Annotated in this window: 16 protein-coding genes; 8 read left to right on the forward strand and 8 right to left on the reverse strand. The window is 66.8% G+C overall.

The annotated features are described in order from the left end of the window. From ACSQ3D_RS04280 to ACSQ3D_RS04305, 6 genes are all read left to right on the forward strand, one after another. Positions 1-1,077 carry a branched-chain amino acid ABC transporter permease gene (locus tag ACSQ3D_RS04280; RefSeq protein WP_436126021.1) on the forward strand — a complete coding sequence of 359 codons (1,077 nt, stop codon included), beginning with the start codon at positions 1-3 and terminating at the stop codon, positions 1,075-1,077. After that, positions 1,074-1,913: an ABC transporter ATP-binding protein gene (locus ACSQ3D_RS04285; RefSeq protein ID WP_436126022.1), complete on the forward strand. Its 840-nt coding sequence runs from the start codon at positions 1,074-1,076 to the stop codon at positions 1,911-1,913. The genes ACSQ3D_RS04280 and ACSQ3D_RS04285 overlap by 4 nt, the downstream gene beginning before the upstream one ends. Then, a complete protein-coding gene (locus ACSQ3D_RS04290) occupies positions 1,910-2,731 on the forward strand; it encodes an ABC transporter ATP-binding protein (RefSeq protein ID WP_056163951.1) in 822 nt (273 codons plus the stop codon). Before ACSQ3D_RS04285 ends, ACSQ3D_RS04290 begins: the two co-directional genes overlap by 4 nt. A gap of 6 nt (positions 2,732-2,737) precedes the next feature. Further along, entirely contained in the window at positions 2,738-4,594 is a 1,857-nt protein-coding gene (locus ACSQ3D_RS04295; protein WP_436126023.1) for an AMP-dependent synthetase/ligase, read from the forward strand. Positions 4,595-4,831: 237 nt separating this feature from the next. Beyond that, complete coding sequence (locus ACSQ3D_RS04300) at positions 4,832-5,995, forward strand: ABC transporter substrate-binding protein (RefSeq protein ID WP_056416613.1); 1,164 nt, start codon at positions 4,832-4,834, stop codon at positions 5,993-5,995. A 124-nt stretch (positions 5,996-6,119) separates the two neighbouring features. Then, positions 6,120-7,283, forward strand: coding sequence for an acyl-CoA dehydrogenase family protein (locus ACSQ3D_RS04305; protein WP_436126024.1), 1,164 nt, complete (start codon positions 6,120-6,122; stop codon positions 7,281-7,283). Positions 7,284-7,465: 182 nt separating this feature from the next. Here the strand turns inward: ACSQ3D_RS04305 and ACSQ3D_RS04310 are convergent, their stop codons facing one another. Further along, positions 7,466-7,768, reverse strand: a complete 303-nt coding sequence (locus ACSQ3D_RS04310; RefSeq protein WP_235504013.1) for a hypothetical protein — start codon at positions 7,766-7,768, stop codon at positions 7,466-7,468. Positions 7,769-7,956: 188 nt separating this feature from the next. Here ACSQ3D_RS04310 and ACSQ3D_RS04315 point away from each other — a divergent pair, with 188 nt between their 5' ends. After that, complete coding sequence (locus ACSQ3D_RS04315) at positions 7,957-9,162, forward strand: acetyl-CoA C-acetyltransferase (RefSeq protein ID WP_436126025.1); 1,206 nt, start codon at positions 7,957-7,959, stop codon at positions 9,160-9,162. A 25-nt stretch (positions 9,163-9,187) separates the two neighbouring features. Further along, positions 9,188-11,359 carry a 3-hydroxyacyl-CoA dehydrogenase NAD-binding domain-containing protein gene (locus tag ACSQ3D_RS04320; RefSeq protein ID WP_436126026.1) on the forward strand — a complete coding sequence of 724 codons (2,172 nt, stop codon included), beginning with the start codon at positions 9,188-9,190 and terminating at the stop codon, positions 11,357-11,359. Between the two features lie 191 nt (positions 11,360-11,550). Here the strand turns inward: ACSQ3D_RS04320 and ACSQ3D_RS04325 are convergent, their stop codons facing one another. The 7 genes from ACSQ3D_RS04325 to ACSQ3D_RS04355 form a co-directional block, all read right to left on the reverse strand. Then, positions 11,551-12,192, reverse strand: a complete 642-nt coding sequence (locus ACSQ3D_RS04325) for a LysE family translocator (RefSeq protein ID WP_056416660.1) — start codon at positions 12,190-12,192, stop codon at positions 11,551-11,553. 349 nt (positions 12,193-12,541) lie between these two features. Then, positions 12,542-15,397: a midcut-by-XrtH protein gene (locus ACSQ3D_RS04330; protein WP_436126178.1), complete on the reverse strand. Its 2,856-nt coding sequence runs from the start codon at positions 15,395-15,397 to the stop codon at positions 12,542-12,544. A 250-nt stretch (positions 15,398-15,647) separates the two neighbouring features. Continuing rightward, on the reverse strand, positions 15,648-16,535 hold the full coding sequence (locus ACSQ3D_RS04335) for a 3-keto-5-aminohexanoate cleavage protein (protein ID WP_436126027.1): 888 nt from the start codon (positions 16,533-16,535) through the stop codon (positions 15,648-15,650). 239 nt (positions 16,536-16,774) lie between these two features. Then, the gene (locus tag ACSQ3D_RS04340; protein ID WP_436126028.1) at positions 16,775-18,034 is read right to left on the reverse strand and encodes an acyl-CoA dehydrogenase family protein; all 1,260 of its coding nucleotides are present in this window, start codon (positions 18,032-18,034) and stop codon (positions 16,775-16,777) included. Further along, a complete protein-coding gene (locus ACSQ3D_RS04345) occupies positions 18,031-20,157 on the reverse strand; it encodes an acetyl/propionyl/methylcrotonyl-CoA carboxylase subunit alpha (RefSeq protein WP_436126029.1) in 2,127 nt (708 codons plus the stop codon). The genes ACSQ3D_RS04340 and ACSQ3D_RS04345 overlap by 4 nt, the downstream gene beginning before the upstream one ends. Continuing rightward, the gene (locus tag ACSQ3D_RS04350) at positions 20,154-20,963 is read right to left on the reverse strand and encodes an enoyl-CoA hydratase/isomerase family protein (RefSeq protein WP_436126030.1); all 810 of its coding nucleotides are present in this window, start codon (positions 20,961-20,963) and stop codon (positions 20,154-20,156) included. The genes ACSQ3D_RS04345 and ACSQ3D_RS04350 overlap by 4 nt, the downstream gene beginning before the upstream one ends. A gap of 1 nt (position 20,964) precedes the next feature. Further along, positions 20,965-22,161 (reverse strand): acyl-CoA dehydrogenase family protein, encoded by a 1,197-nt coding sequence (locus ACSQ3D_RS04355; RefSeq protein WP_056416643.1) that lies wholly within the window; start codon positions 22,159-22,161, stop codon positions 20,965-20,967. Positions 22,162-22,179 lie beyond the last annotated feature (18 nt).

The raw sequence follows: 22,179 nt of genomic DNA on the forward strand, positions 1-22,179 counted from the left end.
ATGCGCTTTCTTTTCAAGACCTCCTACGAACAAGACCTGCGCCTGGCAAAACATGGCGGGCATGTCTTCTGGTACAGCCTGCTGGCCATGGCGCTGGTCGCAGCTCCCTGGGTGGCCCCCGAGTACTGGCTGGCGCAGCTCACCTTCGTGCTGATCTACGCCATCGTGGGCCTGGGGCTCATGCTGCTGGCCGGCTTCACGGGGCTGTTCTCGCTGGGTCATGCGGCCTTCCTCGGCGTGGGGGCGTACACGCAGGCGGTGCTCACGGGCATGGGCTGGCCGTTCGCGCTGTCGCTGGCCTGCGCGGCGGGGCTGTCGGCCGCCGTGGGCGTGGTGGTGGGACTGCCCGCGCTGCGCGTCAAGGGCATCTACCTGGGCATGGCCACGCTGTCGTTCGGGTTCATCGTCGAAGAGGTGTTCGCGCGGTGGGAATCGGTGACCGGTGGCAACTCCGGCAAGCACCTGGTGCCACCCGAAATCTGGGGGTTCAAGTTCGAATCCACCGAATCGTTTTACTTCTTGTGCCTGGTGATTGCCGTGGTCAGCACGCTGGCCATCCTGAACCTGCTGCGGTCCTCCACGGGCCGGGCCTTCGTTGCGATCCGCGATTCGGAAATATCGGCGCAGAGCATGGGCATCCACCTCGCGCGCTACAAGACGCTGTCGTTCTCCATCTCGGCGGGCCTCGCCGGCATCGGCGGTGCGCTCTATGCGCACAAGCTGCAGTTCATCTCGCCCGACCAGTTCAACATCCTGCAGTCCATCGACCTGCTGCTGATGATCGTGATCGGTGGGCTCGGGTCGGTGCATGGCGCGTTCCTCGGGGCCATCTTCCTCATCACCATGCCCCAGATGATTTCGCTCACAAAGGACTGGCTGCCCGCCGCCATCGGCCAGGCGCCTGGGCTCCAGGCCGTGGTTTATGGCGCGGTGCTGATCGCGTTCGTGCTGTTCGAGCCCATGGGCCTGTACGGCCGCTGGCTCAAGGTGCGCACCTGGCTGCAGATGTTCCCGTTCTACCGCAGGGGGATGTTCAAGCGGCAGAAGTCCTTCCAAAAATCGGACAGGCTGAAATGAACGACGACATCCTGCTCACCGCCCAGAACCTCAGCGTGCGCTTTGGCGGCGTGCTGGCGGTCAACAACGTGAGCTTCGACGTGCGCCGGGGCGAGGTGTTCACCCTCATCGGCCCCAACGGTGCGGGCAAGACCACGGTGTTCAACCTCATCAGCCGCATCTATACGCCCACCACCGGCACCATCGCGTACGCGGGCCCGGGCGGTGCCATGCTGCCTTTGACTGACCAGCCGCCTCACAAGGTGGCGGGCCTGGGCATCGCCCGCACCTTCCAGAACATCGAGCTGTTCGAGCATGCGAGCGTGCTGCACAACCTGCTGATCGGCCGCCACACGCGCCGCGAGACCGGCCTGTGGGCAGAGATGTTCTTCACCCGCAAGGTGCGCGACGCCGAGGTGCGTGCCCGCGAGAAGGCGGAGCAGGTCATCGACTTTCTCGACCTGCAGCACTACCGCGACACGCTGGTGGCCGGCCTGCCGTACGGCGTGCGCAAGGTGGTGGAGCTGGCGCGCGCGCTGTGCACCGAGCCCCAGCTGCTGCTGCTCGACGAGCCCTCGTCGGGCCTGAACGTGGAGGAGACCGACGACATGGCTTTCTGGATCCAGGACATCCAGCACGAGCTCGGCATCACCGTGCTGATGGTGGAGCACGACATGTCGCTGGTCTCCAAGGTGTCCGACCGCGTGCTGGCCATGAACCAGGGCGAAGTGGTGGCCATGGGCACGCCGCGCGAGGTGCAGTCGCACCCCGGCGTCATCGAGGCCTACCTCGGCACCATCGACGACGTGAGCAACCTGCGCCGCCCGGCCGGTTCCAGCCAGGGGGTGCGGGCATGAGCGCCGTTCTCGCCGTCGACAACGCTGGCACCGCGGCCGTGGCCGACCCCCAACCCCTGCTGAAATTGCAGAACGTGGAGAGCGCCTACGGCCCCATCAAGGCCATCCGCGGCGTGAGCCTGCAGGTGCGGCGCGGGGAGATCGCGGCCGTGCTGGGCAGCAACGGCGCGGGCAAGACCACCATCTTGAAGACCATCAGCGGCATCATCGACCCGCGCAAGGGCACCATCGAGTTCCAGGGCCAGGACATCACCGCGCGCGACCCCGCGGCCATCGTGCGCCGGGGCCTCATGCATGTGCCCGAAGGGCGCGAGGTGTTTGCACTGCTGTCGGTGCGCGACAACCTGCTCATGGGCGCCTACACCCGCAGCGACACCGATGCCGTCGCGCGCGACATCGAAACGGTATACGGCTACTTCCCCATCCTCAAGGAGCGCGCTGCGCAGGACGCAGGCCTGCTGTCGGGCGGGCAGCAGCAGATGCTGGCCATCTCGCGCGCGCTGATGGCCAACCCCGAGCTCATCCTGCTCGACGAGCCCAGCCTGGGCCTGTCGCCCAAGCTCACCAAGGAAATCTTCGAGATCGTGGTGCGCATCAACCGCGAGCGCGGCACCACCATCTTGCTGGTGGAGCAGAACGCCAACATGGCGCTCAACGCCTCGGACTACGGCTACGTGCTGGAGAACGGCCGCATCGTGATGGAAGACAGCTGCGAGCGCCTGCGCGAGAAGGACGACATCAAGGAGTTCTACCTGGGCATGAAGGACGAAGGCGTGCGGGGCGAGCGGCGGTGGAAGAAGAAAAAAACCTGGAGATAAGTCCACATGTCGAATCTCTGGGACCTCGATCACATCCAGCCCGCCGGCACCGACGTGCTGGCCGGCAGCACCATCTCCGCCATGTTCTGGAACGCGGTGGCATTGCGCGGCCCGGCCGTGTGGATGCGGCAAAAAGAGCTGGGCATCTGGAAGAGCTGGACCTGGGACCAGACCGCCGAGGCCGTGCGCGAGATCGCGGGCGGGCTCATGGCGCTGGGCTTTGCGCGCGGCGACTGCGCGTCCATCCTGTCGAACACCAACATCGAATGGGTGCTGGCCGACCTGGCCGTGCTCAGCTGCGGCGGCGTCTCCAACGGCATCTACCCCACCGACGCCGCGGCGCAGGTGCACTATCTGAGCGAAGACTCCGCCACCACCGTGCTGTTTGTCGAAAACGACGAGCAGCTCGACAAGGCGCTGGAGGTGCGTGCGGGCCTGCCGCTGCTGCGCAGGATCATCGTGTTCGACATGGAAGGCCTGCGCGGGCTGCAGGACCCTGGCGTCATCAGCCTGCAGGCGCTGCGCGAACTGGGCCGCGCCTGGAACCAGCAGAACCCCGACGCGCTCATGCGCCGCGTGCAGGCCTGCCAGCCCGAGGACGTGGCCATCCTCGTCTACACCTCGGGCACCACCGGCAAGCCCAAGGGCGCCATGCACACGCACGCCGCGCTGGCCTACACCGTGCGCGGCTACAACACGCTGATCTCGCGCACCGACCAGGACGAGGCCATGTGCTTCCTGCCGCTGTGCCACATCGCCGAGCGCATGGGGGGCGAGTACTTCTCGCTGTACACCGGCTCGCGCCTGAACTTCGTCGAGAACCCCGACACCGTGCCCGAGAACGTGCGCGAGATCGCCCCCACCGTGTTCACCGCCGTGCCGCGGGTGTGGGAGAAGTTCTATTCGGGCGTGATGATCGCGCTCAAGGAGTCCACCGCGCTGCAGCAGGCGGCGTATGCGTGGTCCATCGGCGTGGGCACGCGGATCGCCGACCTGGTGCTGGCCGGCCAGCCCGTGGGCGGGCTGCTCAAGGCGCAGTTCCAGCTGGCGCGCTGGCTGGCGCTGAACAACGTGCGCAAGCTCATCGGCATCCACCGTGCGCGTTTTCTGGTCACGGGCGCGGCCCCCATCTCGCCCGAACTGGTGAAGTGGTACCTCGCCCTGGGCGTGCCCATGCTGGAGGTATGGGGCATGACGGAGACCTGCGGCGCGGCCACCGGCGTGCCGGCCAGCCGCATCAAGCCCGGCTCCATCGGCCCTGCGGCGGCCTACAACGAGGTGCGCATCGACCCCGCCACCGGCGAGATCCTGGTGCGCGGCCCCAACGTGTTCAAGGGTTATCTCAACCTGCCCGAGAAGACGGCCGAGACCATCGACGCCGACGGCTGGCTGCACACGGGCGACGTAGGCACCATCGATGCCGACGGCTACCTGCGCATCACCGACCGCATGAAGGACATCATCATCACGGCCGGCGGCAAGAACATCACGCCCAGCGAGCTGGAGAACGAGCTCAAGTTCAGCCCCTACGTGACGGACGCGGTGGTCATCGGCGACAAGCTGCCCTACCTCACGGTGATCATCATGATCGACCAGGAGAACGTGGAGAAGTTTGCGCAGGACAACGACGTGCCGTTCTCCAACTACGCCAGCCTGACCCGCGCGCGCGAGGTGCAGGACCTGATCCAGGCCGAGATCGACCGCGTGAACACGCAGTTCGCCCGCGTGGAGCAGATCAAGAAGTTCTTCCTGCTCGACACCCAGCTCACGGCCGAGGACGAAGAACTAACGCCCACCATGAAGCTCAAGCGCAAGCTGGTGCAGCAGAAATACGCGGCGCAGATCGAGGCGATGTACCGGTAGGGGCGGCCTTCGACAAGCTCAGGCTGAACGGGTGGGGGTTGGTGGGTTGGTGGATTGAGGGTTTGTGGATTGAACCCCAAAGCCGTGCAATCACCCCCTACCGTTCGGGCTGAGCCTGTCGAAGCCAGGGCGCACCGCCACCCAGGCCCGCCGCAGATAGGGAAAGTGCTGGTGCCCCACCCCGGGCATCGTTCTATAACGAGCGATCGTGTTCGATCCAACCGAAGGAGACGTGCCATGAAACTTCATCCCATCGCAGCCCTCGCTGCCATGGCCCTGGCTGCAGGCGCCGCGCATGCACAGGCCACCCAGGGCGTGAGCAAGGACACCATCACGCTGGGCTCCATCCAGGATCTGTCGGGGCCGCTGGCGGGCTTTGGCAAGCAGGTGCGGCTGGGCATGATGCTGCGCGTGGACGAGGCCAACGAGCAAGGCGGCGTGAACGGCCGCAAGCTCGACCTCAAGGTGGAGGACTCGGGCTACGACCCCAAGAAAGCCGTGCTGGCCGCGCAAAAGCTTGTCAACCAGGACAAGATCTTCATGATGATCGCGCACATCGGCACTGCGCAGAACCTGGCCGCCATGCCGGTGCAGTTCAGTAAGAACGTGATCAACTTCTTCCCGGTGACGGCCGCGCGCGAAATGTACGAGCCCTTCCACAAGCTCAAGTACTCGTTCGCCGCCACCTACTACGACCAGATCCGCCTGGCCGCGCCCAAGCTCATCAAGGAGAAAGACGCCAAGAAGGTCTGCACCATCTACCAGGACGATGAGTTCGGCCTAGAGGTGATGCGCGGCGGCGAGGCGGCGCTCAAGTCCATCGGCATGGAGTTCGCCGAGAAGACCTCGTACAAGCGCGGCGCCACCGACTTCTCGTCCCAGGTCGCCAAGATGAAGTCCTCGGGCTGCGACTTCGTGATCCTGGGCACCATCATCCGCGAGACCATCGGCACCATCGGCGAGTCGCGCAAGACGGGCTTCAACCCCACCTTCCTCGGATCGAGCGCCGCCTACACCGACCTCATCCACAAGCTGGGCGGCAAGCCCATGGACGGCCTGTACGCCACCATGACGGTGCAGCACCCCTACCTGGACGAAGCCAGCCAGCCCATCCGCTTCTGGGCCAACAAGTACAAGACCAAGTTCAACGAAGACCCCACCGTGTTCTCGGTGTATGGCTACGGCGCGGTGGACGCGTTCATCAAGGCCGCGCAAAAGGCAGGCACGGGCCTCACCACCGACAGCTTCATCAAGGCCATGGACACGATGGTCATCCCGCCCGACATGTTCGGCAGCGCCGAGGCCACCTACGGCCCGCAAAAGCGCCTGGGCAGCGACCTGTCGCGCCTGTCGCAGATCACCGACGGCAAGTGGAAAGTGGTGTCGGACTATGTGAAGTAGGCGCGCGCCGGCTCTGCCGCCCCAAAGCCGCCCCCCGGGCGGCTTTTTCATTCGGGGGTGCGCCAGGGCCTGGACAGTGGCAGAATTTAACCAAGCAGTAACTTTGCAAAAATAGGATCCCGCCATGATCGACCGCACCCTCTTCCAGAGCGACCACCTGGCGTTTGCCGACAGCTTCCGCCGCTTCATCGACAGGGAAGTGGCGCCCCACCACGCTGCCTGGGAAGACCAGGGCTACGTGGCGCGCGAGGTGTGGAGCCAGGCGGGCGCCAACGGCTTTCTGTGCATGAGCCTGCCCGAGGAATACGGCGGCGCCGGGGCCGACAAGCTCTATTCGGTGGCGCAAATGGAAGCGCTGGCGCGCGCCGGCACCACCGGCATCGGCTTCGGGCTGCACAGCGAGATCGTCGCGCCGTACATCCTGCACTACGGCACCGAAGCACAAAAGCGCCGCTACCTGCCGCCCATGGCCAGCGGCGCGGTGGTGGGCGCCATCGCCATGAGCGAGCCCGCCGCCGGCAGCGACCTGCAGGGCATCAAGACCACAGCCCTGAAGAGCGCCGATGGATCGCACTATGTGCTCAACGGCAGCAAGACCTTCATCACCAACGGCTGGCACGCCGACCTGGTGATCGTGGTCGCCAAGACCGACCCGGCGGCCGGGGCCAAGGGCACCAGCCTCTTCCTGGTGGAGCGCGGCATGCCCGGCTTTGAAAAAGGCCAGCGCCTCAAGAAGTTGGGCATGAAGGCGCAGGACACCTCCGAGCTGTTCTTCACCGACGTGAAGGTGCCTGCCGACAACCTGCTGGGCGGCCCCGCCATGGAAGGGCGTGGCTTCATCTGCCTGATGGAGCAGCTGCCGTGGGAGCGCCTGCAGATCGCCATCACCGCCGTGTCCGCCGCGCAGGCCGCCATCGACTGGACGGTGGACTATGTGAAGGACCGCAAGGTCTTCGGCCAGAGCGTGGCCTCATTCCAGAACACCCGCCACACCCTGGCCGAACTGCAGACTCAGGTGCAGGTGGCGCGCGTGTTCGTCGACAAATGCTGCGAGCTGATCACGCGCGACCAGCTCGACACCCAGACTGCCAGCATGGCCAAGTACTGGACCACCGACCTGCAGTGCAAAGTGATGGACGAATGCGTGCAGCTCTTCGGCGGCTACGGCTACATGTGGGAATACCCCATCACCCGCGCGTACGCCGATGCGCGCGTGCAGCGCATCTACGGCGGCACCAACGAGATCATGAAAGAGGTGATTGCGCGTGCCATGGGCCTGGGCAAGTGACACAACGCGCAAGACAACGTGAACCCGCCCCGCACCGCCCTTGGCGCCCTCGGCCTCGCGTTCAGCCATCCCATGCTGGTCAGGCTGAGCTTGTCGACGCCCCGCGCGGCGCTCCGACCAGCGCAGCGTGATCGGCTGCTTGGGCTGGAGGGCCAATGGGTATCCGCACGCGCCGAACGCTCCTACAGGTACCAGGCGGCGCGGGCTTCTTCAGGACTGAGCGGCGCACCGGGGCGGCGGTCGGTCACGTTCAGCCACGCACGGACGCCCTGGCTGCCGCTCAGCGCACGCATCAGCAGCAAGCCTGCGCCGATGCCCCGCACGGCGGCCGCAGTGCGCGACGGCGCCATGAAGGCCGACACCGCCAGCGCGCTGGATGCGGCCAGCGCCACGTGGTGCTCGAGCGCAAAGCCCTCGCGCGTGTCGTCGTACTCGATAGCGCCACGGACCATGCGCTGCAAGGCGGAGGATGGGTTTGATTTCATAGCCAGAAATTTAGATGACAACCCCACAAAGATAGTGCAAAAACCGCTGCACCCGCGTCAGAGAGCGTGCTGTCGTGGTGTGAGCGGCCCATGCGCCCCACGCCCCGGCGTGTGCAAGGTGCAGGCCACCAACACCCGCTGTCCCCCCGCAGCGATTCACCCATTGTGACGACCACCGGAGACCATTCATGACCGAAGCCTTTGTATTCGATGCGCTGCGCACCCCGCGCGGCAAGGGCAAGAAGGACGGCACCCTGCACGAGGTCAAGCCCATCGACCTGCTCACCGGCTTGCTGATCGAGCTGCAGGCACGCCACCGCTTCGACACGGCCGCGGTGGACGACGTGGTCATGGGCATCGTCTCGCCCATGGGCGAGCAGGGCTCGGTGCTGCCCAAGGTGGCCGCCCTCAAGGCTGGGTGGGACTTTCGCTGTGCGGGCGTGCAGGTCAACCGCTTTTGCGCATCGGGCCTCGAAGCCGTGAATATGGCCGCGCAAAAAGTGCGCAGCGGCTGGGAAGACCTGGTGGTGGCCGGCGGCGTGGAGAGCATGAGCCGCGTGCCCATCGGCTCCGACGGCGGCGCCTGGGCGCAAGACCCTGCCACCAATTCGGAAACGCTGTTCGTGCCCCAGGGCATCGGCGCCGACCTGATCGCCACGCTGGACGGCTACACCCGCGCCGACGTGGACGCCTTCGCGCTCGAATCGCAGCGCCGCGCCACCGCGGCGCGTGCCGCGGGTTACTTCAAGCATTCCGTCGTGCCCGTGCGCGACTTCATCGGCCAGACCATCCTGGCGGAAGACGAATTCATCAAGCCCAAGACAACCCTCGAAGGCCTGGGTGCGCTCAAGGCCTCGTTCGAGCAACTGGGCGGCATGGGCTTCGACGCCGTGGCGCTGCAGCGCTACCCGCAGGTGGAGCGCATCCACCATGTGCACCATGCGGGCAACTCGTCGGGCATCGTGGACGGCGCCGCCGCCGTGCTGATCGGCAACGAGGCCGCCGCCAAGGCCCACGGCCTCACGCCGCGCGCGCGCATCGTGGCCACGGCACTCAGCGGCGCCGACCCCACCATCATGCTCACCGGGCCGGTGCCCGCCGCCCGGAAGGCGCTGGCCCGTGCGGGCATGACCATCGACCAGATCGATTTGTTCGAAGTCAACGAGGCGTTTGCCGCCGTGCCCATGCGCTTCATGCGCGAGCTGGGCGTGCCGCACGACAAGGTCAACGTGAACGGCGGCGCCATCGCCATGGGCCACCCGCTGGGCGCCACGGGGGCGATGATCCTCGGCACCCTGATCGACGAGCTGCACCGCCGCGGCCAGCGCTACGGCCTGGCCACGCTGTGCGTGGGCGGCGGCATGGGCATTGCCACCATCGTTGAACGCATTTGATTGACGGGCAGGAGACAAGAACATCATGCAAACCATCCGCTACGAACTCATCGCCGGCCAGGGCACCGAAGGCCAGCTCGCCGTCATCACCTTTGACGAAGCCAACTCGCCCGTCAACACCATGTGCCGCCAGTGGCAGCAAGACCTGGGCGAGGTCACCGCCCAGGTGGTGGCAGACCGCGAGCGCCTGGGCGCCGCGCTCCAAGGCATCGTGCTCGCATCCGCCAAGACCAGCTTCTTTGCGGGCGCCGACCTGAAGGCCACGATGCGCCTGACACCCGCCGACGCGCCTGCCGCGTTCGGCGAGATCGAGCGCATGAAGGCGCACTTCCGCACGCTCGAAACCCTGGGCATCCCCGTGGTGGCCTGCCTCAACGGCGCGGCGCTGGGCGGTGGGTGGGAGGTGGCCCTGGTCGCCCACTACCGCATCGCCGTGGCCGACCCCAAGATCCAGTTCGGCCTGCCCGAGGTCACCCTGGGCCTGATGCCCGGCGCCACCGGCGTGACCAAGATGACGCGCCTGCTGGGCCTGATGGGCGCACAGCCCTACGTGCTGGAAGGCAAGCTCTTCAACCCCGCCGAGGCGCTGGACCTGCAACTGGTGCACGAACTGGTGGCCACGCGCGAGCAACTGCTGCCCGCCGCCCTGGCCCACATCGCCACCCACCCGCACGCAGTGCAGCCGTGGGACGACAAGAACTACAAGATGCCCGGCGGCACGCCCGCCAGCCCCAAGATCGCCAGCGCCCTGACGGTGGCGCCCGCCATGCTCAAGAAGACCACGCGCGGACGCTACCCTGCGCCCGAGGCAGCCCTCGCCGCCATGGTCGAAGGCGCGATGGTGGACTACGACACCGCCCTGCGCATCGAAAGCCGCTACCTCGCCCGCCTGATGACCGGCCCCGTGGCGCGCAACATGATCAACACGTTCTTCTTCGACATGAACGCGATCAAGAGCGGCAAGTCGCGCCCGGGCTCAGCCCTGCGCTACAAGCCGCAAAAGGTCGGCATCCTGGGTGCCGGCATGATGGGCGCCGGCATCGCCTGGGCCCAGGCCAGCCGGGGCATCGCCACCGTGCTCAAGGACGTGAGCGCGGAAAAGGCCGAGGCCGGCAAGGCCTACAGCGCCAAGCTCGCACAAGCCCGCGTGGACAAGGGCCGCATGACGGCCGAGGCGCAGCAGGCGCTGCTCTCGCGCATCACGCCCACCGCCAGCGCAGCCGACCTGGCGGGTTGCGACCTCATCATCGAAGCCGTGTTCGAAAGCCGCGACCTCAAGGCCCGGGTCACGCGCGAGGCCGAGCCGCAGCTGGCACCCGGCGGATTCTTTGCCAGCAATACCTCCACCCTGCCCATCAGCGGCCTGGCCACGGCCAGCAGTAACCCCGAGAAATTTGTCGGCATCCACTTCTTCAGCCCCGTGGACAAGATGAAGCTGGTGGAGATCATCCGCGGCAAACAGACGGACGACGAGACCGTGGCCCGCGCGTTCGACTACGTGCAGGCCCTGGGCAAGGTGCCCATCGTGGTCAACGACGCGCGCGGCTTCTACACCAGCCGCACCTTCGGCACCTACGTGATGGAAGGCGCCGCCATGCTGGGTGAAGGCATCCCCGCCGCCGCGATTGAAAACGCCGCCCTGCAGGCCGGCCTGCCCGTGGGCCCGCTGGCCGTGCTGGACGAAACCGCGCTCACCTTGAGCGTGCACGTGCTGGACCAGACGCGCGCCGACTACGCCGCTGAAGGCAAGACCTACACCGCCACGCCCGGCGAGCTGCTGGTGGAGCGCATGGTCAAAGAGTTGAAGCGCCCTGGCCGCGCGGGTGGCGGCGGTTTTTACGACTACCCCGCAGGCGGCAAGAAGCACCTGTGGCCGGAGCTGAAACCTCTGTTCGAAAAGCCCGGCGTGGCATGGAGCGTGCAGGAAATCCAGGACCGGCTGCTCTATCGCCAGGCCATCGAGACCGCGCGCTGCTTGGCCGAGGGGGTGCTGACCAGCGTGCATGACGCGAACATCGGGTCGATCTTTGGGATCGGGTTTCCGGCGTGGACGGGGGGTGCGATGCAGTTCGTTTACGGCACGGGAATGGAGGCGTTCCTGAAGCGGGCGGATGAACTGGCGGCGACGTACGGGGCGGGGTTCGCTGTGGAAGCAAAAGCCCGAGATGCCCTTCGAGACTTTCAGCCCACCTATTGATCGACTGTATTTCAGTCGAACCGGATAGATGAAGGAACTCGCTTCTGGCACACCAAGCGCATCACCAACCAACTGCCCTATCCGCTGGTTCGGTATTGTGGAGAACACCCACCACAGCTCTGCGCTGCGCTGCGCTGCGCAGTGCGGGAAGCACCAGGTCTTTCAGCGTGAAGCGTCCGCCGCCATGGCGCTTACCGCGCCACCATCCGCAACCCCAGCGCAATGAACACCGTGCCCGCCAGCCGGTCCAGCCATACACCCACCCGCGGCTTGCGGTGGATCCACCCACCGACCCTGCCTGAGAAGTAGCCCAGCAACCCGAACAGCACCGCCGCCTGGGCCGTGAACAGCAGCCCCAGCAAGCCCAGCTGCAGCTCCATGCCGCCGCGCGATGCATCCACGAACTGCGGCAGGAACGACAGGAAGAACAGCACGACCTTGGGGTTGATGGCGTTGGCTATCAGGCCCTTGGAGAAGGTGCGGCCGAGCGATTCAGCAGCGGTTTGGCTGCTGGAGCTGCCATGGGCGCCTTCGATGCGCACAGCGCCTGCGTGGCGCAGGGCCTGGGTGCCAAGCCAGATCAGGTAGGCACCACCCGCCCACTTGAGCGCCGTGAAGGCCACTGGCGATGCGGCCAGGATAGCGCCTACGCCAATGACGGCCAGCACGGTATGGCTGAGGCAACCCAATGCGCAACCCAGGCCAAACACGATGCCAGCGCGGCGGCCTTTGGACATGCCGACGCTGAGCACCATGAGGTTGTCAGGGCCGGGCGTGGCTGTGAGCATGACGGCGGTGAGAAGAAACGCGATGGCCTGGGCGGTGGTCAACATGGTGGTGGCTGCCTGGCTTTTTTTGGCTGGCCGCCCCTGGCTGGCCGGGGCAGACGGTGACAGTGATGGGGATGGTGGTGTGCTGAGGCTTGCCCTGAATATCCAAGGCATCGCAGCAAACCGAATACTATCCAATCAATAGCATTCATTCCTTTGCACAACAGCGGCAGAGGCCTGAAAAGATGGAAGCTGGGTCTGCCAACGCCCGCCGCTTGGGCTGCAGGTCCAGATGCCAGGCTGCGTCCAGGGTGCAGAAGGACCCGCAGCCCCGCCGACCACCACCCGTGGCTGTATCGGAGCCGGGCGGATGCCCCGTCCGGCAGATACGGGCCCGGCCAGCTCGCCGCCATCAATCCACGATGAGTTTGTTGTTGTTCAGCAGCTGGGTAATGATCTGCTGGTCGGTGGTGGCGCCGGAGTAGAGAGACTGCAGGTCGACCCCCGAAAGAACGATCTGCTGGGTTTCGGTGGCGCTGGTATAGGCGGCCCCCACGAAGTGGGAATCCGCAGCAAACCCACCCGTGTGGCTGATGTGGATGATGGTGTTGCCCCCCGAGATCTCGAAGTGCACATAGTCCGCCAAGTTGCCCGCGCCGTTGGATGGACCCACGTGCTCCCCCTGCAGCAGGTCGCGCAGGTCCAGCACGTCGCCCCCCGCGGTATTGCTGCCCGCTGCCGCCGTTTCGAAGTTCTGGATGGTGTCCACCGCAGGAGTCCCGGCAGCGCCCTGGTCGCCCAGGCTCCAGACAAACACGTCCACGAAGTTTTCACCGGCATCGCCGCCGATCAAGGTGTCGTTGCCGGGACCGCCCGAGATCACGTCGGCACCGCTGCCGGCGTTGATGGTGTCGTTGCCGCTGCCGCCGTAGAGCATGTCGGACCCGCTCCCGGCAGAGAGGTTGTCATCACCGTCACCACCGTGGACGATGTTGTTGCCATTGGCGGCATTGATGGTGTTGTCGCCATTTCCACCTTGGATGAATTCGTTGGCAGAGCTGCCGGTGTAGCTGCCACTCGCTGTCGTGGTGATGTCCACCGTTGTGTAGGCCGCCTTGAGCGTCACCACACTGCTCACGCTCGCAGTGACGCCACCGTTGGTTTCCGTGGATGTGACCTGTACGGTCAGGTGGGTTGCGTTGGTCGTGTAGCTGCCAGGAAGATTCAGCATCAGGTTGGGCAGGTCCGCCTCGGCAAGCTGCCACACGCCGCCACCCAGGTTGGCGCCCGCATTGAACGAGACACCCGTGGGCACGTTGCTCACCCTGATCGACAGGCTCTCGGAGCCATCCGTGTCCACCAGTATTGTGGTGATAGGGAACCTGGCGCTGGTTCCACCAGTGCCGTGCGCATTGACCACCAGGGACTTCAAAACCACCAACGAAGGCGTGGTGGCCGAGCCGACGGTCACATTGACCGTGGCCGTGCTGCTGGCGCGGGAGGGATCCTCTATGGTGTAGGTGAAGCTGGCGGCACCTTCGAAGCCGCTGGCTGGCGTAAAGATGACATTGTTGCCGATGCGGCTGACCGTGCCGTTCACTGCCGCCTGTACCGACACCAGGGTCAGCACGTCTCCATTGGCATCGGTGTCGTTGGCCAGCAACGTGGACACGGGAATGGAAATGGCCGTGTCCATGCGCGTGAGGGCCGTGTCGTTGGCAGCGACCGGCGCCTGATTCACGGTGGGATTCACAGTCACCGTGACGGTGCCGGTCGCCGTGTGGCCATGCCCATCGTCGACGGTGTAGGTGAAGGTGTCCGTACCGGTGAACCCGGCGTTGGGGGTGTAGATGGGGTTGCCTGTAACGGCATCGATCACCACCGAGCCATTGGCGCCCTGAGTCACGCCAACAACCGTGAGCGAATCGCCATCGGGGTCCGTGTCGTTGCCGCGCACGGCAATGACTACAGAGCTGTCTTCATCCACTGTCGCCACATCGTTGTTGGCGACGGGCGCGCCATTGGCCGGCGCATTGACCGTGACCGTGACGGTTGCGGTGGATGTGGCGCCCTTGCCGTCGCTGATGGTGTAGGTGAAGCTGTCACTGCCGGCAAACCCTGCGTTGGGTGTGTAGATGGGGTTGTTCGTGACGGCATCGATCACCACCGAGCCGTGAGCGCCCGGCGTCACACTGGCAACCGTGAGGGGGTCACCGTCGGCATCGGTGTCGTTGCCGCGCACAGAGACGGTCACAGGGGTGTTTGCATTGGTGGAGACTGCGTCGTTCACCGCCACGGGCGCACGGTTCACGGTGATGCTGAGCGTGCTCGATGCGCCTGTGTGCACGGTGTAGGTCACTACCAGCGGACTGGCGCCAGTGAACGGCGAGGCCGCCACAAAGGTGTAGTCGCCGTTGCTCTGCATGGTCAACGTGCCCAGCCCTGCCGCCGTGGCTGGCGTGCCGGCCGCGTACCGCGTGCCCTGGTAAGTGAAGCTGGCCAGCACCAGCGGGCCATCGGGGTCCAGGTCATTGAGCAGCACATTGCCCGTGGCCTGCGCTGCCGCCACCGCCGACACGGTATCGGCCAGCAAGGTGCTGGACTGATGGCCCTGCGCCGCGGTGGCCGCAGCAGCGCACAGTGCCGCCACATCGACCCAGCACGCGCCGCCCGCAGGCAATGCAGTGCCAACGGCACAGACGGTGCCCGGGCGGGCCGGGGTCACTGGCAGGGGCGACGGAATGCCCAGCGGAAAGCAGGTGCTCCAGGTCGGCTGCGTGATGCTGGTGATGCGCAAGCCGGACGCTGTCCGGTTGGTGTAGACCACCGGCAGGAATCCCGAAGGATCGCCACCGGGTGTGGTGCCCGTGGACTGCACGGGAATCGTGAGCGTTTCTCCACCCGCCTGGTGGAAGGCAGCCTGCAGCTCCTGCAACTGGGCCTGCACAGCGTCACCCCACACCACCAAGGCGCCCAGCACCATGGCCACGGCTCCCTGGGCCAGGCTGCGCAAGGTGGCGGAGGACACGAGGCCTTTCGTGCGCACCATCCAGCCCATGCAGGCCACCATGGCCACCGCCAGCAGCAGCAAGGCGCCAGGGTGGTCGACGGGTATCGCTGCGGCCGCGAGCGCGCCTGCCGTAATCGTCTGCGCCTGCGCCGCCGGCAATGCGGCCACCAGCAGCATTGCAGCCGCCAGGCGCCGCAATGCACTGCGTGCACCGAGAGGGTCAGCGAAAAATGGGGCGCAATACCAGGGGCGCAACATCGATAGTCCTTCGTTGTTGGAAGAATGAAAGCTCATGGGGGGTTGCCTGTCGGGCATGCCTGCACAAGGCCTGCGGCAGGCCGCCGGGAGGGATGGCGCCGGCACTCTACCCTGTAAAAGCAGGTAAGCCATCATAGAAAATTGCAACAGGCCCACGGAGCACAAGACTTACTCCAACGCCGTGGGGGAGGCGCAAGTACGCAAACTGCCTGCCAAAGCCGCGCAACAGGCGGGCAATGCGTGGCCTACGCTACGCGCCAGCCAACCCCAACATGCCCCGCGCCTCCTGCGGCGACGCCACCTCCCGCCCCGCATTGCGCGCGTACTGCGCCAGCCTCTCGATCAAAGGCCCATTCGAATCCGCCTTGGTGCCATCGGGCAGATAGAACGTGTCCTCCAGCCCCGTGCGCAAATGCCCGCCCAGCTCGGCCACGCGCTGGTGCACGGGCCATATCTCAGCGCGGCCGATGACGGTGGCCTGCCAGGGGGCGTGCTTGATTTTCAGCTTGAGCAAGATGGGCAGCAGGTCCGGGTCCGCGGGCATGCCGGACTCGACACCCATCACGAAGTTGTATTCGGGCAGCCGCGCGGTGTACATGCCGGTCTGCACATACATCTCCACGCAGCGCACGATGCCCACGTCGAAGCATTCGAACTCGGGCAGCGTGCCGGTTTCCAGCATCACGTCGATGAAGTCCTTGACCTTGGCGGGCTGGTTGTCGAACAGCATGGGCGGCCAGGCCCAGGTGCCGTTGCTGCGCACCTTCAGGTAGTTGAGCGAGCCGGCGTTGCACGCGGCCATCTCGGGGCGGGTGGCGCGCAGGCAGTCGAGCGGTCCCTGGTAGTGGGGGCCGACCACGCCGGTGGTCTGGTTGATGATCAAACCCGGGCAGGCCTCGCGCATGGCCTGCACGCAGTCGCGCGCGACCTGCGGGTCCCAGCTGGGCAGGTGGCCCTTGCCGGGCTCCTGGTTGCGAAAGTGCACGTGGACCACGGCGGCGCCTGCGTCGCAGGCGCGGCGGGCTTCCTTCGCCAGCTGCTCGGGCGTGACGGGCACATGGTGCTGGCCGGGGTCGGTCAGCACGCCGGTGATGGCGCAGGTGATGATGGCTTTGTGGCTGGTTGCATGACTGGTCATGTGCGTCTCCGAATGGCGTTACTGCTCTTGCTTCGCAACACCCCGACCGTTTGGCCTGAGCCTGTCGAAGGCGGGTGCCCTGGCTTCGGCAGGCTCAGCCCGAACGGTTGATGGTGGGCGTGCCATGGCTTCGACAGGCTCAGCCTGAACGGTCTGGGGCAGCGGAGACCTGGCTTCGACGGGCTCAGCCCGAACGGTGGGAACAAGGGTGGGCTTTTGGTCACGGGCAACGCTTCCATTCAAATACCCAACTGCTTCGCAGCCAGGTCTTTCATGATTTCTTCCGCACCGCCACCGATCATCATGACCTTGACCTCGCGGTAGATGCGTTCGCTGACGGTGCCGCGCATGAAGCCCATGCCGCCCAGGATCTGCACGGCCTGGTCGGCGCAGAACTGCAGCGTCTGGGTGGCGTGGTTCTTGAGCAGGCACACGTTCGCCACCCACTCGGTACCAGTGCGGCCCGCATCGGCCTGCGCAGCCACGGACTCGCACCATGCGGCCGTGGACTGGATGCGCATCTGCATGTCCACCAGCTTGTGGCGGATGACCTGGTGCTCCACCAGCGCGGCACCGAAGGTCTTGCGCTGGCGGGCCCAGGCCAGCGCTTCGTCGTAGCAGGCCTCGGCAAAGCCCAGGGCCGACACGGCCAGACCGAAGCGCTCGCCGTTGAAGTTGGACATGATGATCTGAAAACCCGCACCCTCTTCGCCCAGCAGGTAGCGCGCCGGCACGCGCACGTTGTCAAAGCGCAGGTGCGCGGTGTCGGAGCAGAGCCAGCCCATCTTGTCCAGGCGCGTGCGCGAAAGGCCCGCGCTGTGGCCGGGGATGAGCAGCATGGAGATGCCCGCGCTGCCCTTGCCGCCGCCGGGCCGCCCCAAGGCGGCAAGCGCCCCCTCGGGGGGCAGCGACCCCTGCAAAGCAGGGGAGCGTGGGGGCTCATGGTCTCTGCCGGCATCCCCGGTGCGCACGGCCACGGTGATCCAGTCTGCACGCATGCCCGACGTGATGAACACCTTCTCGCCATCGACGACGTAGTCATCCCCCTCGCGCCGCGCGGTGGTCCTGAGCTGTGCCACGTCCGACCCGCCACCGGGCTCGGTGATCGCCAGCGCGGCGATCTGCTCGCCCGCCAGCACGGGCGGGATGACCTCGGCGCGCACCGCGTCGCTGCCGTGGGCCAGCACGGGCGGCAGGCCGATGTTGTGCGACAGCAGGCTGGCCAGCACGCCGCCGCTGGCGCCGTGGCGGCTGAGCGCGCGCCACAGCGGCAGGCGCAAGGCGTAGCTGGCAGGCGTGCCGCCGTACTGCTCGGGGTAGCCCAGGCCCAGCAAGCCCAGGTCCGCTGCGCGGCGGTACAGCGTGCGCGGAAAATCACCGGCCGCGTCCCACGCGCCCACGTGCGGGGCGATCTCGGCGCGGGCAAAGCGGGTGACGGTGTCGGTGAGTGCGTTGCGGTCTTCGTCGCTCTCCGACGTCGTGTGCGTCGGGGCCGTCATGCGGGACCTCCTGGCAGGGCGGGAGCAAAGCGCACCAGCACCTGGCCGGGCGCCACCTGCTGGCCCGGCGCGACCAGCAACTCGGCCACGGTGGCGACCACGGGACAGGCCAGGCTGTGTTCGAGCTTCATGGACTCGATGACCACCACGGTATCGCCCGCCGCCAGCGCCTGGCCCGCGGCCACAGGCAGCGCGACCACCTTGCCGTTGAAGGGCGCGCGCAGCTCGGTGGCGCCACCGGCGGCGCCCGCGCGGGCTGCCGGCTCCCACGACGCGTCTTCGACCCAGCCGTCCACGACACCGGTCTGCCAGTGCCAGCGCAGCCGGCCCACGGGCACGGCGTGCACCGTGTGGTCGGCCACCGGCGCATCGCCGCCCTGGACGGTGGCACGCACCGCACCGCCGGGCTGCGGGGTCAGTTGGACCGTGGTGGTGGTCGTGATGGTTTCCATCGACCCTGGCGAGGTGCCGGTACGCTGGGCGCGCTCCACCTGCAGCCGCCCGGCCCCCAGCTCGCGCACCGACAGCGGCAGCACTGTGCCCTGGTGGCGCAGACGCAGCGGGCGCGCCAATGAGCACGGCAGGCTGGCGGAGGCTGGTGTGGGTGAATTTGAAGCAAAAATGGCCGCTACCGCGCAAGGGACCAGCGCCAACAGCTCCTCTTTTAATAGCAGATCCTGCAGACCCGCTGCATGCTCTGCCAGAAACGGCACCAGCGCCTGCCCGCCCCGGAACGCCGGGTGCTGCAGGCACGCCGCCAGGAATGCGCGGTTGGTGGGCAGGCCCAGCACGCGGGTGGCGTTGAGCGCGCGCACCAGCGCGTCGATGGCCTCGGCCCGCGTGGGCGCATGCATGATGAGCTTGCCCAGCATGGCGTCGTAGTGGGGCGAGACCTCGGCGCCCTCTTCCAGCGCATGGTCAAAACGCAACGCACCCTGCGCAGCGCGTTCAAAGGCCGCGGCCGCGGGCGCGCTGACGTGCAGCACGCTGCCGGTGTGCGGCCGAAAGTGCGCGTCTTCGGCACACAGGCGCACCTCGATGGCGTGGCCTTGCAGATCGACCTGCGACTGCGTGATGGGCAGCGGCTCGCCGCAGGCGATGCGGATTTGCCACTCCACCAGGTCCAGGCCGGTGAGGGCTTCGGTCACCGGGTGCTCCACCTGCAAGCGGGTGTTCATCTCCATCAAGAAGAATGGCGCCCCTGCGCTCCCCGGGGACGGGGCCCCGGCTGTTGCGGGGCGTGGGTCTTTCGCGGCTTGGGACGTTGCAGCGTCGTCCCCATCGTTGCCATCCAGCAAGAACTCCACCGTGCCCGCTCCCACATAGCCGGCACCCTGCGCCAGGGCCACGGCGCATGCGCCCATGCGCTCGCGCAGCGCGGCGCCTACCGCCGGGCTGGGAGACTCTTCGATGAGCTTCTGGTGGCGGCGCTGCACCGAGCAATCGCGCTCGCCCAGGTGGATGCACGCGCCGTGGGCATCGGCAAAAATTTGCACCTCCACATGGCGGGGCTGCAGCAACGCACGCTCGATCAGCAGGTCGCCACAGCCAAAGCCTGCGAGCGCTTCGGACCGGGCGCTGGCCAGTGCGGCGGGCAGTTGCGCTGCATCGATGACCAGCCGCATGCCGCGCCCTCCCCCACCCGCCACGGCCTTGACCATGGCGGGGTAGCCGATGCGCGCGGCCTCTTGCGCAAAACGTTCATCGCTCTGGTCGTCCCCCGCGTAGCCCGGCAGGCACGGCACCCCATGCACCGCCGCCAGCGCCTTGGCACCGGCCTTGCTGCCCAGCGCGCGGATGGCCGCGGCGGGCGGGCCGATCCAGATCAGGCCGGCATCGACCACGGCCTGGGCGACGTCGGCGTTCTCGCTGAGGAAGCCGTAGCCGGGGTGCACCGCATCGGCGCCGGTGGCACGCGCCGCGGCCAGCAGCTTGTCGGTGCGCAGGTAGGTGTCGGCACTGGATGCGCCGCCCAGCGCAATGGCCTGCGTGGCCTCGCGCACATGCAGGGCGTTGGCGTCGGGGTCGGAGTAGACGGCCACCGTTGCGATGCCCATGCGGTGGGCGGTGTGAATCACCCGGCGAGCGATCTCGCCGCGATTGGCGATGAGTATCTTTTTCATGGCTTCGCACTCCAAGGCGGCGTCTTGCGCGCGGCAAATGCAGCCAGCCCTTGCGGTGCCTCAGGCCCACGCAGCGCTTGCGCAAAAGCCAAGGCCGCGTCATCCAGCAGCGCGAGCAATGGCGTCTCGGGCTGGGCCAGCAACAAACGTTTGGTGGCGGCCACGGCCTGCGGCGCTGCGGCGGCGTGGCGTGCGATGGCAGCTTGCACAGCGGCCTCCATGTCACCAGCGACCACCTCATCCACCAGCCCCGCACGTCGAGCCGTCGCGGCATCCCAGCGCACGCCTGTCAACAAACACCCCCGCGCTCCCGCTGGGCCCAGGCGCCGCACCACAAACGGTGCGATCTGCGCAGGCACGATGCCCAGCGTGACCTCGGGCGTGGCGAACTGCGCGCCGCTGTGTGCCAGCACGCGGTCGGCACAGCACACAAGCCCAAAGCCGCCGCCCATCGCGGCGCCCTCCACCACCACGATGAACCACTGCGGCAACGCACACAGCGCCTGCAGCAGCGTGCCAAAGCGGCGGTTCAGCGGCACCAGCGGGTCAGCCTCGCCCGCAGCCAGGGGCTGTCCAATGGTCTTGGCAAAACCACCCAGGCTACCCCCCGCGCAGAAGTGCCCACCGGCACCCCGCAACACCACGCCGCGCAGGTCGGTATCGGCCGCAGCCCGCTCACAGGCGGCTATCAAACCATCAACCATCGCCTCCGACAGCGCATTGCGGCTGGCCGGGTCATTGAGCGTCCAGGTTTCCACACAGCCGCTAGCCAGCGGCGCGCGGTCGATCAACAGCGAATCGGCCATGTCAGTGCGCAGGCCGCTTGGCGATGCCCATGAGCTTGGCGAGGATGCCCAGCATCACCTCGTCCGCACCGCCGCCAATGGACGCCAGCCGCCCGTCGCGGTACATGCGCGAGACCTTGTTCTCCAGCGTGTAGCCCATGCCGCCCCAGAACTGCAGGCAGGTGTCGGGCACCTCGCGGTTCAGGCGGCCGGCCTTGAGCTTGGCCATGCTGGCCAGCTCCAGCACGTCCTGCCCGTTCACGTACAGGTCGCAGGCGCGGTAGGTCAGTGCGCGCAGCGCCTCGACCTCGGTCTTGAGTTCGGCCAGCTTGAATTGCACCCACTGCTGGTCGGCCAGCGTGCTGCCAAACAGCTTGCGCTCCTGTGCGTAGTCGATGGTCCACTGGATGCAGTGGTTCAGCGATTCGAGCGTGCTGGCGGCGCACCACAGGCGCTCTTCCTGGAACTGCTGCATCTGGTAGATGAAGCCCTGCCCTTCCGCGCCGATGCGGTAGCGCTGCGGTACGCGCACCTCGTCGAAGTAGATGAGCCCGGTGTCGCTGCTGTGCATGCCGATCTTGCGGATCTTCTGCGCCACCTCGACGCCCTGGGTCAACCGGCCGCCGGGGCCATCGCGCAGGGGCACCATGACCAGGCTCTTGTTCTTGTGAGGACTGCCGCCCGTCACGCTCTGGCCGTCGCCCGTGTTCACCAGCATGCACATCCAGTCGGCCTGCAGGCTGTTGGTGATCCACATCTTCTGCCCGGTGATCACGTAGTCGTCACCATCCTTGCGCGCCACGCTTTTGATGCCCGACACGTCGCTGCCCGCCGCCGGCTCGCTCACGCCGATGCAGCCCACCATGTCGCCCGCGATGGCCGGGGCCAGAAACTGGCGCTTGAGCTCTTCGCTGCCGTAGCGCGCGAGCGCCGGGGTGCACATGTCCGTCTGCACGCCAATGGCCATGGGCACGCCGCCGCAGTGGATATGGCCCAGCGTCTCGGCCATGGCCAGGCTGTACGAGTAGTCCAGGCCCGCACCGCCGTATTCCTCGGGCTTGCACAGGCCCAGCAGGCCCAGCCGTCCCATCTTCTTGAAGACCTCGTGCGCAGGGAAGATCTCGGCCGCCTCCCACTCGTCCACGTGGGGGTTGATCTCTTCGTCGATGAAGCGCTTCAAGGTCTTCTGGATCTCGCGGTGCTCGTGCGTGAACTGCATGGTGCCTGTCTCCTGCGG

This window comes from Acidovorax sp. LjRoot117, assembly GCF_964252695.1.
GTDB lineage: Bacteria > Pseudomonadota > Gammaproteobacteria > Burkholderiales > Burkholderiaceae_C > Acidovorax.

Bases quoted from the DNA above. Each gene is read 5' to 3' on its own strand.
- ACSQ3D_RS04350 (WP_436126030.1), bottom strand. From the start codon at position 20,963: ATGGCCGATTCGCTGTTGATCGACCGCGCGCCGCTGGCTAGCGGCTGT.
- ACSQ3D_RS04335 (WP_436126027.1), bottom strand. From the start codon at position 16,535: ATGACCAGTCATGCAACCAGCCACAAAGCCATCATCACCTGCGCCATC.
- ACSQ3D_RS04290 (WP_056163951.1), top strand. From the start codon at position 1,910: ATGAGCGCCGTTCTCGCCGTCGACAACGCTGGCACCGCGGCCGTGGCC.
- ACSQ3D_RS04285 (WP_436126022.1), top strand. From the start codon at position 1,074: ATGAACGACGACATCCTGCTCACCGCCCAGAACCTCAGCGTGCGCTTT.
- ACSQ3D_RS04280 (WP_436126021.1), top strand. From the start codon at position 1: ATGCGCTTTCTTTTCAAGACCTCCTACGAACAAGACCTGCGCCTGGCA.
- ACSQ3D_RS04345 (WP_436126029.1), bottom strand. From the start codon at position 20,157: ATGAAAAAGATACTCATCGCCAATCGCGGCGAGATCGCTCGCCGGGTG.
- ACSQ3D_RS04310 (WP_235504013.1), bottom strand. From the start codon at position 7,768: ATGAAATCAAACCCATCCTCCGCCTTGCAGCGCATGGTCCGTGGCGCT.
- ACSQ3D_RS04305 (WP_436126024.1), top strand. From the start codon at position 6,120: ATGATCGACCGCACCCTCTTCCAGAGCGACCACCTGGCGTTTGCCGAC.
- ACSQ3D_RS04340 (WP_436126028.1), bottom strand. From the start codon at position 18,034: ATGACGGCCCCGACGCACACGACGTCGGAGAGCGACGAAGACCGCAAC.
- ACSQ3D_RS04300 (WP_056416613.1), top strand. From the start codon at position 4,832: ATGAAACTTCATCCCATCGCAGCCCTCGCTGCCATGGCCCTGGCTGCA.
- ACSQ3D_RS04315 (WP_436126025.1), top strand. From the start codon at position 7,957: ATGACCGAAGCCTTTGTATTCGATGCGCTGCGCACCCCGCGCGGCAAG.
- ACSQ3D_RS04355 (WP_056416643.1), bottom strand. From the start codon at position 22,161: ATGCAGTTCACGCACGAGCACCGCGAGATCCAGAAGACCTTGAAGCGC.
- ACSQ3D_RS04320 (WP_436126026.1), top strand. From the start codon at position 9,188: ATGCAAACCATCCGCTACGAACTCATCGCCGGCCAGGGCACCGAAGGC.
- ACSQ3D_RS04330 (WP_436126178.1), bottom strand. From the start codon at position 15,397: ATGTTGCGCCCCTGGTATTGCGCCCCATTTTTCGCTGACCCTCTCGGT.
- ACSQ3D_RS04295 (WP_436126023.1), top strand. From the start codon at position 2,738: ATGTCGAATCTCTGGGACCTCGATCACATCCAGCCCGCCGGCACCGAC.
- ACSQ3D_RS04325 (WP_056416660.1), bottom strand. From the start codon at position 12,192: ATGTTGACCACCGCCCAGGCCATCGCGTTTCTTCTCACCGCCGTCATG.